Source organism: Paenibacillus sp. SEL1 (assembly GCF_054602535.1).
The window spans coordinates 3,739,212-3,751,736 of the sequence record NZ_CM137723.1; the positions used below are offsets into that span (position 1 = coordinate 3,739,212).

At 47.8% G+C, this 12,525-nt stretch carries 23 protein-coding genes; all 23 read left to right on the forward strand.

Annotation, left to right across the window (positions count from 1 at the left end):
- The first annotated feature begins 29 nt into the window (after nucleotides 1-29).
- The 23 genes from ACYCSE_RS17410 to ACYCSE_RS17520 all read left to right on the forward strand — a co-directional run bounded on the left by ACYCSE_RS17410 (nucleotide 30) and on the right by ACYCSE_RS17520 (nucleotide 12,478).
- A complete protein-coding gene (locus ACYCSE_RS17410) occupies nucleotides 30-269 on the forward strand; it encodes a hypothetical protein (protein WP_459699007.1) in 240 nt (79 codons plus the stop codon).
- On the forward strand, nucleotides 259-1,017 hold the full coding sequence (locus tag ACYCSE_RS17415; RefSeq protein WP_459699009.1) for an MBL fold metallo-hydrolase: 759 nt from the start codon (nucleotides 259-261) through the stop codon (nucleotides 1,015-1,017). Before ACYCSE_RS17410 ends, ACYCSE_RS17415 begins: the two co-directional genes overlap by 11 nt.
- Complete coding sequence (locus tag ACYCSE_RS17420; protein WP_459699011.1) at nucleotides 1,014-1,871, forward strand: hypothetical protein; 858 nt, start codon at nucleotides 1,014-1,016, stop codon at nucleotides 1,869-1,871. The genes ACYCSE_RS17415 and ACYCSE_RS17420 overlap by 4 nt, the downstream gene beginning before the upstream one ends.
- A gap of 15 nt (nucleotides 1,872-1,886) precedes the next feature.
- On the forward strand, nucleotides 1,887-2,705 hold the full coding sequence (locus ACYCSE_RS17425) for a replication protein (protein WP_459699013.1): 819 nt from the start codon (nucleotides 1,887-1,889) through the stop codon (nucleotides 2,703-2,705).
- Nucleotides 2,698-3,009, forward strand: coding sequence for a hypothetical protein (locus ACYCSE_RS17430; protein WP_459699015.1), 312 nt, complete (start codon nucleotides 2,698-2,700; stop codon nucleotides 3,007-3,009). Before ACYCSE_RS17425 ends, ACYCSE_RS17430 begins: the two co-directional genes overlap by 8 nt.
- Complete coding sequence (locus ACYCSE_RS17435) at nucleotides 2,999-4,333, forward strand: replicative DNA helicase (protein WP_459699017.1); 1,335 nt, start codon at nucleotides 2,999-3,001, stop codon at nucleotides 4,331-4,333. Before ACYCSE_RS17430 ends, ACYCSE_RS17435 begins: the two co-directional genes overlap by 11 nt.
- Nucleotides 4,314-4,685, forward strand: coding sequence for a hypothetical protein (locus ACYCSE_RS17440; protein ID WP_459699019.1), 372 nt, complete (start codon nucleotides 4,314-4,316; stop codon nucleotides 4,683-4,685). Before ACYCSE_RS17435 ends, ACYCSE_RS17440 begins: the two co-directional genes overlap by 20 nt.
- Before the next feature lie 16 nt (nucleotides 4,686-4,701).
- The gene (locus tag ACYCSE_RS17445; protein WP_459699021.1) at nucleotides 4,702-4,941 is read left to right on the forward strand and encodes a hypothetical protein; all 240 of its coding nucleotides are present in this window, start codon (nucleotides 4,702-4,704) and stop codon (nucleotides 4,939-4,941) included.
- Nucleotides 4,942-4,969: 28 nt separating this feature from the next.
- Entirely contained in the window at nucleotides 4,970-5,206 is a 237-nt protein-coding gene (locus tag ACYCSE_RS17450; RefSeq protein ID WP_459699023.1) for a hypothetical protein, read from the forward strand.
- The gene (locus ACYCSE_RS17455; protein WP_459699025.1) at nucleotides 5,190-5,537 is read left to right on the forward strand and encodes a hypothetical protein; all 348 of its coding nucleotides are present in this window, start codon (nucleotides 5,190-5,192) and stop codon (nucleotides 5,535-5,537) included. The genes ACYCSE_RS17450 and ACYCSE_RS17455 overlap by 17 nt, the downstream gene beginning before the upstream one ends.
- On the forward strand, nucleotides 5,534-6,127 hold the full coding sequence (locus ACYCSE_RS17460; protein WP_459699027.1) for a hypothetical protein: 594 nt from the start codon (nucleotides 5,534-5,536) through the stop codon (nucleotides 6,125-6,127). Before ACYCSE_RS17455 ends, ACYCSE_RS17460 begins: the two co-directional genes overlap by 4 nt.
- A 65-nt stretch (nucleotides 6,128-6,192) precedes the next feature.
- Nucleotides 6,193-6,993 (forward strand): hypothetical protein, encoded by an 801-nt coding sequence (locus tag ACYCSE_RS17465; protein ID WP_459699029.1) that lies wholly within the window; start codon nucleotides 6,193-6,195, stop codon nucleotides 6,991-6,993.
- A 30-nt stretch (nucleotides 6,994-7,023) separates the two neighbouring features.
- Entirely contained in the window at nucleotides 7,024-8,700 is a 1,677-nt protein-coding gene (locus ACYCSE_RS17470; protein WP_459699031.1) for a DNA cytosine methyltransferase, read from the forward strand.
- A 289-nt stretch (nucleotides 8,701-8,989) separates the two neighbouring features.
- Nucleotides 8,990-9,286 (forward strand): hypothetical protein, encoded by a 297-nt coding sequence (locus ACYCSE_RS17475; RefSeq protein WP_459699033.1) that lies wholly within the window; start codon nucleotides 8,990-8,992, stop codon nucleotides 9,284-9,286.
- A 53-nt stretch (nucleotides 9,287-9,339) separates the two neighbouring features.
- Entirely contained in the window at nucleotides 9,340-9,540 is a 201-nt protein-coding gene (locus tag ACYCSE_RS17480) for a hypothetical protein (protein ID WP_459699035.1), read from the forward strand.
- 15 nt (nucleotides 9,541-9,555) lie between these two features.
- Nucleotides 9,556-9,678, forward strand: a complete 123-nt coding sequence (locus tag ACYCSE_RS17485; protein WP_459699037.1) for a hypothetical protein — start codon at nucleotides 9,556-9,558, stop codon at nucleotides 9,676-9,678.
- A gap of 52 nt (nucleotides 9,679-9,730) precedes the next feature.
- Nucleotides 9,731-9,913 (forward strand): hypothetical protein, encoded by a 183-nt coding sequence (locus tag ACYCSE_RS17490; protein ID WP_459699039.1) that lies wholly within the window; start codon nucleotides 9,731-9,733, stop codon nucleotides 9,911-9,913.
- Nucleotides 9,914-9,919: 6 nt separating this feature from the next.
- A complete protein-coding gene (locus ACYCSE_RS17495) occupies nucleotides 9,920-10,285 on the forward strand; it encodes an ASCH domain-containing protein (RefSeq protein ID WP_459699041.1) in 366 nt (121 codons plus the stop codon).
- A complete protein-coding gene (locus ACYCSE_RS17500) occupies nucleotides 10,278-10,643 on the forward strand; it encodes a hypothetical protein (protein WP_459699042.1) in 366 nt (121 codons plus the stop codon). The genes ACYCSE_RS17495 and ACYCSE_RS17500 overlap by 8 nt, the downstream gene beginning before the upstream one ends.
- Nucleotides 10,640-10,948, forward strand: coding sequence for a hypothetical protein (locus tag ACYCSE_RS17505; protein ID WP_459699044.1), 309 nt, complete (start codon nucleotides 10,640-10,642; stop codon nucleotides 10,946-10,948). Before ACYCSE_RS17500 ends, ACYCSE_RS17505 begins: the two co-directional genes overlap by 4 nt.
- Before the next feature lie 195 nt (nucleotides 10,949-11,143).
- Complete coding sequence (locus tag ACYCSE_RS17510) at nucleotides 11,144-11,659, forward strand: hypothetical protein (RefSeq protein ID WP_459699046.1); 516 nt, start codon at nucleotides 11,144-11,146, stop codon at nucleotides 11,657-11,659.
- A 71-nt stretch (nucleotides 11,660-11,730) separates the two neighbouring features.
- Nucleotides 11,731-12,228: an ArpU family phage packaging/lysis transcriptional regulator gene (locus ACYCSE_RS17515; protein WP_459699048.1), complete on the forward strand. Its 498-nt coding sequence runs from the start codon at nucleotides 11,731-11,733 to the stop codon at nucleotides 12,226-12,228.
- A 46-nt stretch (nucleotides 12,229-12,274) separates the two neighbouring features.
- Nucleotides 12,275-12,478: a hypothetical protein gene (locus ACYCSE_RS17520; RefSeq protein WP_459699050.1), complete on the forward strand. Its 204-nt coding sequence runs from the start codon at nucleotides 12,275-12,277 to the stop codon at nucleotides 12,476-12,478.
- Nucleotides 12,479-12,525: the final 47 nt, after the last annotated feature.

Consider the following 12,525-nt stretch of genomic DNA (forward strand, 5'->3'; position numbering starts at 1 on the left):
CAAGAACGGATTAAGAGGGAGCGGAGCATATGAAGCAGATTACCCCAAGACACTTAACCTTTTTAAAAGAAGCGGCAGAAGCTTTCGAGGGGAATGACCGTTGGGAGACTTACACCAACAAGGAAGAAGACCTTATCGCCTTGCGGTACGGAGTAGATAGAGATTGTATTAAGGTGATTGAACTAGGGGACAAGGTTGCATTCTTTGTGCAAGTAATCAGCGCTTCCCCAATTAGAAGTCAAGCAGAGGACTGCCAAAATGAAAGTTGATATCCTGGCATCCGGCTCAAAAGGCAACTGCATCGCGCTCACATCGGGAGATCAAACCATCCTTATTGATGCTGGTATACCTAAGACCAAAATCGAAAAGAGGCTGCTGGACGTTGGTGTACGGCCTGACCATATTACGGGCATATTCATCACTCACGCACACGGCGACCACATCAAGGGCCTACCACTGGCGAACAAGTATCGCATTCCGGTGTGGGCCAGTGAAGGAGAGTGGAAAGGCATATCGGGCGTTGATGACGACTTATGCCAGGTAGTGGAAACGAGGTTCGGTACATACGAACCTGTGCAGTTGGGACGAATTTCCGTTTACCCATTTGGTGTACATCACGATGCATATGAACCTGTTGGCTATGCAATCGAGCCAGATGAAGGCGAACGCGTATGCGTTGTGTTCGATACAGGCAAGGTCGATAAGGCTATGCTGGCGCTTATGGAAGGTTCCGTTTATATCATTGAAGCCAATCATGACCCCGACATGGTAGAGGCTTCCGATTACCCTATCAGTATCCAATCTCGTATTCTCTCGGACCTCGGGCACCTGAGCAACCAGCAGACAGCAGCAGCGCTCCAGCAGCTTATACAGGGCCGTGGAGAGAAGATATTTCTTACGCACTTATCTAGTAAAAACAACATGCCCACGCTGGCTGAAATGACCGTAAAGGCGGCATTAAAACAGCGGGGATTTATAGCAGGAGAACATTACACATTGGAGGTAGTTTCAGAATGAAAATTAAGATGCTTAAGACCTTGCAAACCAAAAGTAAACAGATTATTGCTCAAGGGAAAGAGTTTGAAGCCCGGAGATTTTCAACAAAGTTGCTGGATTTTAACGCTCCATTCCAAATAATTTCTGGCCCGTTTGCTGGTGAGGAAATTCCCTTCAAACTGGCAGTAATCTTGCCGGACGAGCCAAGGCCTACACAGCGGCAATATGACGACCTGAAACGTATGAGTGAAGACGCGCTAACGAAGGCTACTGCGAGTCAAAAAATACTGAATGAGATTAGCGCAATTATAGGTGAACATGACGGTTCTTTGGTGGATGCTGTTCTGCAACTGGTGCAAGACAAGGCCGAATTACTCCAGACGATTGAGCGCCACACCGACGAGCAGCTTAACAGCGAAAAGCTCCTGCAGCGTATCCGGGAGCTGGAGACAATCGCCCAGGGCCGCGATGAAATGATTAAATCCTTACGGGCTGAAATAAAAGGTTTGCGTAACCCCGTTGAGGTGCCTCGGGATGTAGCAAAGGCGCTTAACTGGTGTCAATGGAACGGAGTCGATAACGACGAAATCGTGAGAAATTTGGCTACTGGAATCAATGGTCCGATCATGAATGTTTTACGATCTTATGTCCATGAGGGAGGCAATGGACACAGTCTGTTGTGCGCATTGCTCAACGGCTACACGGCAGTTTTAGAAAAGGACGGGGCTGCCGCCATGCTGGAAAGTGTGACCTCCCTTGTAGATAGGTGGTATCACGCCCCTTGCGCGAATGATGATAAAGAGGTCTTGATTGAACGAATCTGCGATTTTATCAGAGAACGGGAAACAGCAGCAGGCAAAGCGGTGACTATTTAAAGCAGGTGAAACGGAATGGCAAACCCCCAACTCGAAAATGGGTACGCGAGGATCGCCAACGAGATATTCGATAACATCGTGAAGAGACATCATAAATTCAACGGAACTCAATATGCGATTGTCCTGGCGGTCTGGCGATACACTTACGGGTACGGGCGAAAGGACCATGAATTAGCCGTGAGTTTCATCGCTGAATATCTCGAAGGCGACCTGCGAGGCGTTAAAAAGGAATTATCTTATCTTATAGAACGTAAGGTGCTGGTTGTAACTGAGGAAGCTTATGGGTCCAAATCTCGTAAACTCGGATTCAACAAAAACTATGACCAGTGGCTTGTGGGGGACAAAACGCCCCCTAGGAAAAAACAATCTCTCGGGGTACAATCCTCCCCCTCTGAGGGGTCTAATCATACACCAAGAGAGGGGGAAGATTCACCCCCCAAGAAAGAAAGAAAGAAAACTATAAAGAAAGAAGATATATATATGAAAATTCCTCCTGGTAAAACTCAATATGCTGACACTGTATTTTTAATACCAGAACAGTATGAAAAGCTTTGTTCTGACTTTGGTAAAACGAAGGTTGACGACATGATTGAGGCTTTGGACGAATGGCAAGGGAACCAGAAGCCTAGTAAACACAAGAAGGATCATAACAAGGCGATTCGTGTTTGGATTAAACGGGATCAGGCTCGAAACGCTCCCAAAGAATCAAACAGAGCTCGGGGAGATCAAGCCTTAGATAACTTGATGCGGAAGGAGTTGGGACAAGGTGGAACGGGCAAACGTGATATTTCTAATGAAGTACATCTCCAAGGCTTACCGGAGTTTCGTGATTGACGAAAGGGAAGTCGAAGCTGAGGTTCAAGTATGGCATGACCTTCTTCGAGACGTTCCTTTTGAAACTGCTCTAGAAAAAACAAGGATGCTTTGCCAGACGAATGAAAAATGGGCTCCAACGCCTGCGGAGATATACCAAGCATGTCAGCCTGAACAATCTTATTATGCTCTGCAGCGGGCAGAGGAACGGGCTGAGACTTTGGCTCTACAGGAGTATTTAGAACAAGCCGTGCCTATGCCTGACCACATTCGGGAACGACTGGAGCGCTTGAACGCTCGAATGAGGGTGAAACATGAGTCTTGACGCTGAACGCGCAGTCCTCGGGTCAATCCTGAACAAACCCGAATTGCTAGACGACTGTTACCTCACTTCCGAAGATTTTGGAGCTGATGAAAGACACGGGCTGATCCTTACAACGCTTCGCTATGCATATGAACAGTTCACCGGAAATCCTGACCCATTTGATCCGCTGTTGATGGTTCAACACTGGGGTGGGAATATTGCGAAGATTGGCGGGGTGACTTACCTCATGCAGCTTCGTGATGCGGTTCCTGCGGTTCATAACTACCAGTCCTATCAGGCTATTGTCCGCGAAGCTTTTGTTCAGCGCGAAGCCGCTAGGGCTTTCGAAGAAGCATCGGCTGCGGGAGTAATTGACGTAACGTCTGTACAGGAACGAATGGACGAGCTTAACCAACTCCAAAAGGGACAGGCCGAGAATAACATGCTTCGAATGGCGGAAGTGCTGGACGGTCACCACCTAGAAATTATGGATCGTGGTTCGCGGGCAGGGATTACGGGAACGAAAACAGCATCCGACGACCTGAACGAGATGGGGAGCGGTCACCAGCCTGGTGATGTAACCATTGTAGCGGCGCGGCCCAGTATCGGAAAGACAGCCTACATTGTAAACGACTCTATAGCTGCTGCTGAGGGTGGAACTACTGCTGCCATATTCTCGGCTGAAATGCCTTCTAAAGATGTGTCAGAACGCCATATATGCACTCTAGGCGGCATTGACAGCAAGAAGATACGAACGGGCCGACTGACAGAGAACGATTGGGACAGCTACAGCAAGGCGCTTGAGATTTTAGAGTCTCTACCAATCTACATTGACGATACTCCAGGCATGACCATTGAGTATATTTGGCGGCAGGCCAAGACACTCAAAAAGCGGAATCCACGCCTAATCATTTATGTTGATTATCTTCAATTGATTGAGTCAGAACGGAAATTCTCCAGTACGTCTGAGCGTGTATCCTATGTTTCAGCTCAGTTCAAGAAGATGGCTCGGGTGCTGGGTATCCCTGTAGTGGTAATCTCTTCGGTCGGTCGGAAATGTGAGGATCGGCAGGACAAACGCCCGATGATGTCAGACCTACGGGATAGCGGAAACATTGAGTTTGACGCGGACGTGATTATCTTCCTTTACCGAGACGACTACTATTACCCGGATACGGTCCTGAAAGGTGTCATGGAGCTGATTGTAGCCAAAGGCCGGAAGATCGGTACCGGAACAATACAAATGATGTTCAACCGGAAAACGAGTCGCTTTATGAATCTCACGAAGGACGATAAATATGAGCTAGAAAAGAAGGTGAGGGAACATGGGGCAAATCGTAGATGAAGCAGGTTATCAGAAGTCGCTTGATTGGCTTGTTTCAAAGGCTCCGATGCTGGATGATCCTTTGATTGATGAATCTGCTAAGACGAATTTAAGAAAGCAATATGATCTTGTATCTGCAAAGGTCAAAGAATATCGGCGTGGGGAACTGGTAGCCAAATTCCCGGGCCTGAAAGAGCAATATAAGATTCTCGGGTGGACGTATCAGGAAATGGCTCCACAGCCTGAACAGGAGGCCCCAGCAACAGAGGCTGAAAAGATGAAGACCAACACACCAGCCGAGCCTGAACAGGCTCCAGAAACGCCGCCAGAGCCGCCAAAAGCTAAGCCGGATCTATCAGGCTGGTTGGACTAAGAGAGGGGACCGAAAGATGAACAGAGCAACCAAAGAAGTGAAAATCACACTCGAACCAGAACAACGGTTTTTCGTTGAAACTAAACAAGATTGTTCATTGCTGCTTGTTGATAGCATCACAATATTGCCTGAATGCAGTCAAATAAACCTAAACGGGAAAATTTTCTCTGTTGACTACGAAGATTCAAAAATAGAGCCGTGTGATAGAGCTTGTACAACATACGAGATGAATGAACTCGGGACATATGATGCTTAAATTTATCATCACTCAAGGAGGATAAACCATGTATAAGGTAAATGTCACTCTTAGAAACGGCACCAAAATTGAAATCATCGCTAGAAAATTCAATTTTGAATGGTCCAGCAGTTCCGGGAAGTTTGTGGGCTACAGTTTCAGTGGAATTACATCACACGATAGCTTCGGATTGAATTTGGATGAAATCGTTGCATATGAGGCGTGGGAAATGACAACTGATCAAGTAACGAGCGCAAAAGAGGACGAAGGTGAGCGAGTTGGCTAAAGAACAATTTATAGTAATTGCAATCCCCGTACTGGACTATCCGGTTCATGGGTACCAGCCGGGAGATATGCGCGTGAAATTGCAAGAGGAAGTTAATGAGCTGATCGAGGAAGTAGAGTCCAAGGATTATGACCAACGCCGGACGCTTTCGGAACTGTTTGATGTGCTGCAGGTGACGGTGGGGCTAATCCGGCAGCAGGCCCGCGAGACTCTTCCATCTGGAGAGGCCAGCAAGGTCCTGCAAAATGTGATTGCCCGGGCCAATCAGGACCACCTATACAAGATTACAGAGTATGGGCGGCAGCGTAACTGGGAGGCGGCGCGGCGATGACTCTTTTGGAAATTGACCCGGCTATGAGATTTGTGGGAATTGATCCAGCTACGACAACAGGGGTTGTTGCTTTGGACATCGAGGCTAACGTGCTATTACAGACAGCTATCCGTGGTAAAGGACCTAAGATACCCGGAGGGATAACCACTCCGCAACTTGTATCCTTACAGAATCAGCTTTATCAGCTGCTCCAGCCTGGTGACGAAATTCTTAAAGAGGATGCCGCTCCTGGTACCCAAAAGGGTATAACAACCGGGATGATACACGGAAACCTGCGGACCATCATCCATCGAAAAGGCTTGAGTTTTAACCTCATCATGCCGAACTCAGTTAAAAAGTATGTGGCTGTAACTGGCTGGGAGGGAGAGGTTGGAAGCAAGCGGCGTTTAGAAGGAAAAGCGAAGAAAAAAGCAATGGCAGATGCAGCATTGCAGCACTTTGGATATTCCCACAAAAGCAATGACGTAGTGGATGCTTACATCATCGCCCGTATCGCTCTCAACCTGTACCGCATGCGCGAATACATGCCACTGCTGGACACTCAGCCGTACCAAATCGAAGTCATTGAATCTATCTTAAATAAGGCATAACACCCGGGGCTATTGGGTCCTGCGGCGGGTAGCTGCGCCCAAAAACGGCTAGAAAGGGGCAATCCATGGGTACATCCATCCCAAACCAAAAGAACGAAACGGCTTCTCGGGGTCAGGGTGACGTTAAAACGTACACGCTTTCCCCGGAAGAACTTGCGGAGATTGTTGGCAAGCCTATACCAAAGTCGCATATAAAACCGCTGACCTTCCGTGCCAAAACAAAGACCATCAAGGAGGAAATACCTGTGGCAAAAGCATCGAAAAACGAATATTTAAAGCTTCGAGCAGAAGCGTTATCCCGCGCAGATGCAGCGAGGAAATTGGGAATCACAATGAACAGCTTGCGGTCATATTGGCTGCCCAAGTGGGATATCAAGACACCAGAGGCCGAAGAGGTGGCAATTGCTCGGTATAAGGAGTCTATCAAAGCCAAAACAGAGGACGATCCAAAGCCTACTGTTCCTGTTGCAGAGGTCGCTGCGGAAACACTACCTGTCACTCAACCGGACGGACCCTATAAACCTGTGCTGTCGAAGGCAGAGGACGAGGCAATCAAGTGGTTGCTTACTGAATGGGATAAACAATCTCTCCTCCATGAACACGCTGCTGCCCCTAATGGCTGGCAGGTCGGCACGCAAGCGGAGGCTTTGAACGGTATGTCAGTCTGGTTGCTGGCTCAGGCGCTTATCTCAGGCTATACGGTGGAATTGACGATGGAAGAACGGATGAAAGAGGCTTTCGAGGAAACAACGGCCCATGATGGGTGCTTTTGTGGAGAAAGTGTGGCGGAAGCAAACGGGTTCCACGCTGGCTTTATCACGGCTCTTGAAATTGCAGGCATTAAGGTGTCAGGTATAACGGATTAAGCCCCATAGGGGACAAGAAGGAGGGGCAGCATGCAGGAAATCATAGTAGACAATTTTGCAGGAGGCGGCGGGGCCAGTACGGGAATTGAGTTGGCGACTGGAAAGTCGGTGGATATAGCGATCAACCATGATTCAGCAGCTATTGCGATGCACGAAGCAAATCACCCAGAGACGGAGCATTATTGCGAATCTGTGTGGGAGGTCAGCCCGGCGGAGGCGGTTAAAGGCCGTCCGGTGGGACTGGCATGGTTCTCGCCTGACTGTAAGCATTTCAGTAAGGCCAAGGGCGGCAAGCCAGTTGCAAAAGAGATTCGCGGCCTTGCATGGGTGGCTGTCCGCTGGGCGGCAACGGTAAAACCGCGGGTCATCATGCTGGAGAATGTCGAGGAATTCACGACGTGGGGACCGCTGACTCCAGACGGTTATCCTGATAAGAAGCAGAAGGGCCGCACTTTCAGGGCATTTGTCAATGCGCTGCGGCGGCAGGGTTACCGCGTCGAGTGGAAGGAGCTGCGGGCGTGTGACTACGGAGCGCCAACGATTCGCAAGCGGTTGTTTCTTATAGCACGCCGCGATGGTCGTCCGATTGTCTGGCCCGAGCCGACGCATGGAGCGCCGGACAGTCCGGAGGTTAAAGCGGGTAAGCGTCAACCGTGGAGGACAGCGGCGGAGATTATAGACTGGGACCTTCCTTGCCCTTCAATCTTTGAGCGTAAGAAGCCACTGGCTGAAAATACTCAGCGCCGGATAGCAAGGGGTATTCATCGGTTTGTAATCGACAATCCTCAGCCGTTCATTGTTCGTATCGGACAGACAGGATTCGGTAAGGATCGGCTTCAATACCAAGTAACCGACCCGCTCACTACTGTGACGACTAAGGCTGAGCATTTACTTGTTACTCCTGTACTTGGTGTTAATACTTCGGGGCACCCCGGTAGTTCGCCTACGGAACCCCTACGTACTGTCACAACAGGGGGTCACCATATGGTAGTAAGTCCAACGTTGATTGAGATTGGATACGGCGAAGGACCGGGGCAGGCACCCCGCGTACCTGGTTTGCAAAAACCATTAGGGACTGTCGTTGCTGGAGGGCGTAAACATGCACTGGTTGCTGCTTTTCTCGCCAAGCACTACGGCGGGGGATACACTGGCCCCAGCAATGATTTGGATGATCCACTTTCTACAGTTACGACGGTGGATCACAATGCACTGGTTACCTCGCATTTGGTCAAAATGAAGGGAACCAACATCGGGCAGCTGGTAGAGGAGCCGATTCAGACGATAACAGCCGGCGGGAATCACTTCGGAGAGGTCAGGGCCTTCCTACTCAAATACTACGGCAGTGCTGACAACGGGCAAACGATGGACGGGCCATTGCATACTATCACCACTAAAGACAGGTTTGGATTGGTGACGATCCACGGGGTTGATTATCAAATAGTGGACATCGGCATGAGGATGTTGGAGCCTCATGAACTGTTTGCGGCTCAGGGCTTCCCGAGCAACTACATTATCGAAGTGGACGCGGACGGTAAACGCTATTCCAAGTCGGCCCAGGTTGCCCGCTGCGGTAACGCCGTACCGCCTCCATTTGCCGAGGCGCTTGTCCGGGCCAATCTGCCAGAGCTTTGCACTGGGTCCGGTAATAACTTGGTGCTGGAGCGTTATGCAGAGGCAGCAGCCGGGCAAATGGCATTTTCAATGTAGGAGGCTTAGCCCTCCATAAGGGGGATACACCCCCTACTACCTATACCAAAGGAGATTGATATGACTAATAAATCGGATTTTGAGTTTGTGCTTTACTACAAAGGCAAACGCGTTAGAGTAATGTTTTTTAAAAGCAGCTTGTTGAGAGCCTTAAAAAAGGCTCGGAGTCTGCTTGACCCTAAAAAATGTGATTGCATTGAAATATACAGGGACGACCTATTCCAACGTACATGGATTAAAGAATACAGCTTGTAATCCTACTACCTATACCAAAGGAGAGATAAATAGTATGGAACTTGAAAAGGGCTGTTGGTATCGCATTACATGGGAAGCTGAAACTTATCTCAATGAGTCTTTAAAACCGAAAGAAAGAAAAATCGAGGTGGATGAAGGTCATTTACTTTATAACGACAGAGGGCGAATTTGGCTTCGGGTTAGCCGTGGTAAACATGGAATAGGCAAATGTACCATCACCAAAATTGAACAGTTGCAGTTAAACAACAACAAAGAAAAAATTGTCGTTAAAACAACAGATGGGGAAAACAAAAACTTCAAAAGGCAGCCTGATACAAACATATTGTTTTGAGGCATAACAGCCTCTTACTCTACCCAATCAAATTAAAAGGAGCGAATGAACGTATGCAAAAAGTTTGGTTGATCTGTAAAAAAGACGGTAAGGCATCGGGTTATTTGATGTATGAACAAGACGTTGAAGGGTATGTGAACGCACTGCGAGACAAGGGATTTGAAGAATTTGAAATCTCTAATCCTGTCTACGGTATAGACAACCAAGGTAGGTACGAGATATCCACTCTATTACCTTATACCCCAAAAAATTAAAAGGAGTTGCTGAATATGTTCACAGAAACCAATGACCGTAAACTGCTGCGTGAGATCGGATACGAAGAAAGTCTGCTTGAAACCATGACGGATGAAGATTGCGAGGCAGAGGTTACGGAGCTGCCTTACAACGCCTAAACAGGGGCCTTCTGGCCTCTTACCCTATACCCCTATAAGGAGCGATAAGCGCATGGCTAGCGGCTGCATACTTGGTACTTGTTACGTATGCAAAGGTCTTGTCTATGAGGATGAAATAGGCTGGCATGGCGACAAAATGAAACACACCACCTGTCGGAGCTTGAGTGAGATCAGGCTCGAGAATGATCGGCTTCGACAGGAACTGGCTGAATATAAAAAGTGGATGGGAGAGTGAATAGATATGGATGGACTAATCATTAAACCTAACTGGGCTGACATGGTGCTGTCCGGCATTAAACCGTGGGAGATACGCGGCAGCCGGACACATAAACGCGGTACCATCGGCATTATCAAGAGCGGCAGCGGTCTTGTATACGGCACAGCAAAGCTTGTAGACTGCATCCCGCTTACCATGTATGAGTGGGCCGCTAATAAAGATAAGCACCATGTAGATTACGTAGATATAGATTACAAAACACCTTATGCATGGGTAATGCAAAATCCAATCATTTACCCGGAGCCTATACCTTATAAGCATCCACAAGGGGCAGTGATTTGGGTTAGGCTACCGAAAACAGTATACCAAGGAGGCGGTAAAGGTGAGTGAACGGACATATCCACTGCCATCAGGCGATGAATTGAGCATAGAAGCCAACGAAAGTGTCTGGCTTAGAACGGGGGACCTTAAAGGATTGATAAGCGATTCAAGTTTATTGATTGAGGTTCTTGCCCTGGTAGACTCACTCCAGCAGCAGGTAAATGACCAAGTACAAAAAATCCACATGCTCAACGTTGCTAACAATATACAAAAGGATACTGCTGTGGACTGGGACAAGCTTGTTGATAGAGTTACAGCCGAACGGGATGCTCTCCGTAAGCAGCTTGCAGAGAGGGACGCAGTTATACGCCGCCTGACCTATAAGCTAGAAGAAGCTCGCCAGGCATTAGGAGGCGGTAAAGGATGAACAAGCGTCAGCACCGCACAGGCGGTCAGAACAAAGAGCAACGCGGGCCCAAAGTTCCTGGTCCAGATGGATACGATGCTCCTTCAATCGGACCGGATTTACTGCTTAATAGCTTACAGACACCTTTACTCAAAGAGACAGTTAAGGAGATTCGCAGATTGGACCGTGCTGGCGTACCTCGTTCACGCATCGCCAAGCTTACGGGATTGTCGAAGCTGCGTGTAGTCCATGAACTGGCTATGATGGGCGTGGTGAAACCTGATCCATCTAACAAGTACGCTCATAAGAGTAAGCCGAAGGGGTGACCGTCAAATATGTGGTTTAAGATCCTGCTGGGCTCAATTCTAGTAACCTCTTTCCTCGGAACAGTAGCTGAGGGAGACAAGAATAAAGAGTCTGCTCGCAACATGGCATGCATATGTGTTGCAGCTATATTAGCGTTGTCGATACTGTTCGTTTTCTATAAATAAAAATAAAACAACTGAGAGGGGTAACCACCCATGAACGTAACTATTAAAGCTCATTTCAATAAACAGACGAAAGATTCTAAAAAGGAACTTGTGCAGTTCTATGTAAAAGGTGACGACGAGCATCGTCCAGAGCTGAATCAACTCACCCGGGAAGTAGTTGTCTTGAGCATTAAAGGTTTGGAGGATGTGGAGCTGACAGCCGAATTCAAGAAGTCCTCCAAGGACTCTAAAAAGACCATTCTGGATTTTGAGGTGAAAGGCGACTCTTCTGCCGCTCAGACATTTGAATTTTATAAACTCGCGGGCTCTGATGTGGAACTGACCATTACTGAATCCCAAATGGATATAGACGAATTCCGTGAGCAACAGGCGGAATATCGCGAAGGCGTTAAAGGGACCATTGCCCAGGACGGTAGCGTAACGGTAAACCGTGAAGATGATCCGAACCAGGCTGAATTGCCTTTGGATGAAGAAGAGGCCGCAGCCGCTGAGATTGCCGCAAGTGCTGCAGGTGGAGATAACCCGGACGACGATTTGCCTTTCTAAGCAAACCGCACTTATACGCTCCCCGGCTTCGGTCGGGGGATTTACTTAATACAGCATGAGGTGATTACCAAGTGGGGCAACAATCATTTGAAGATTTTGAACTGCAAGAACTTGATCCTAAAAAAACGAAGTCAGCAGTAGAAGATGTTCTCCATAAATATAGAATGTACCGTTACCTGTTGTCTGAGGAAACAGAGGAAAGAGAGGCCAGCATAACCGCATCATACAGTGATATGCCACGTAGCAGCCCAACTAATGTGACAAGCGACCAGACGGCAAGTATAGCTACTCATAATGTGGATGCACAAGCATTCCGGCGTTCTTTTGTCGAAAGAGTTGATCGGGCCGTGAACGCATTACCCAAGATGGAAAAGTTCCTAATTCAGAAGCGGTATATGAGTAAAAATGCCGAGTATATAACCGATGGACACGTTTATAACTTTGAGTTTCAGCCACCGTGCAACAAAGATACGTACGGGAAAATACGCAGGAAAGCATTCTATAGATTAATACTCAAACTGGATGATCTAAAAATATTACGTATCTCAGAAATTTTTAATCCCGAATGAAGGACAAGCCTCACTGAATATATTGTGGGAGAAGGAGGGGATGGACATGGAGTGCCAGCAGGCGGGCACGCGTACTTGTGAAGACAGCGACGAAAAAATCATCTTAGGGCACATACAGGGTAAGCATGGTCTGATTACAATAAAGGCCCCTAATAAAGAACCTTCCCCGAATGATCTACAAGAGATATACACAGCAGTTGCTACAGCTATGATTCATACCATAAAAACTCAGAAAGCCCCAGATGAATAGGGGCTTTTCTTCTGTTCTTTATTTTGGTGTTATGATGTAACAATCTA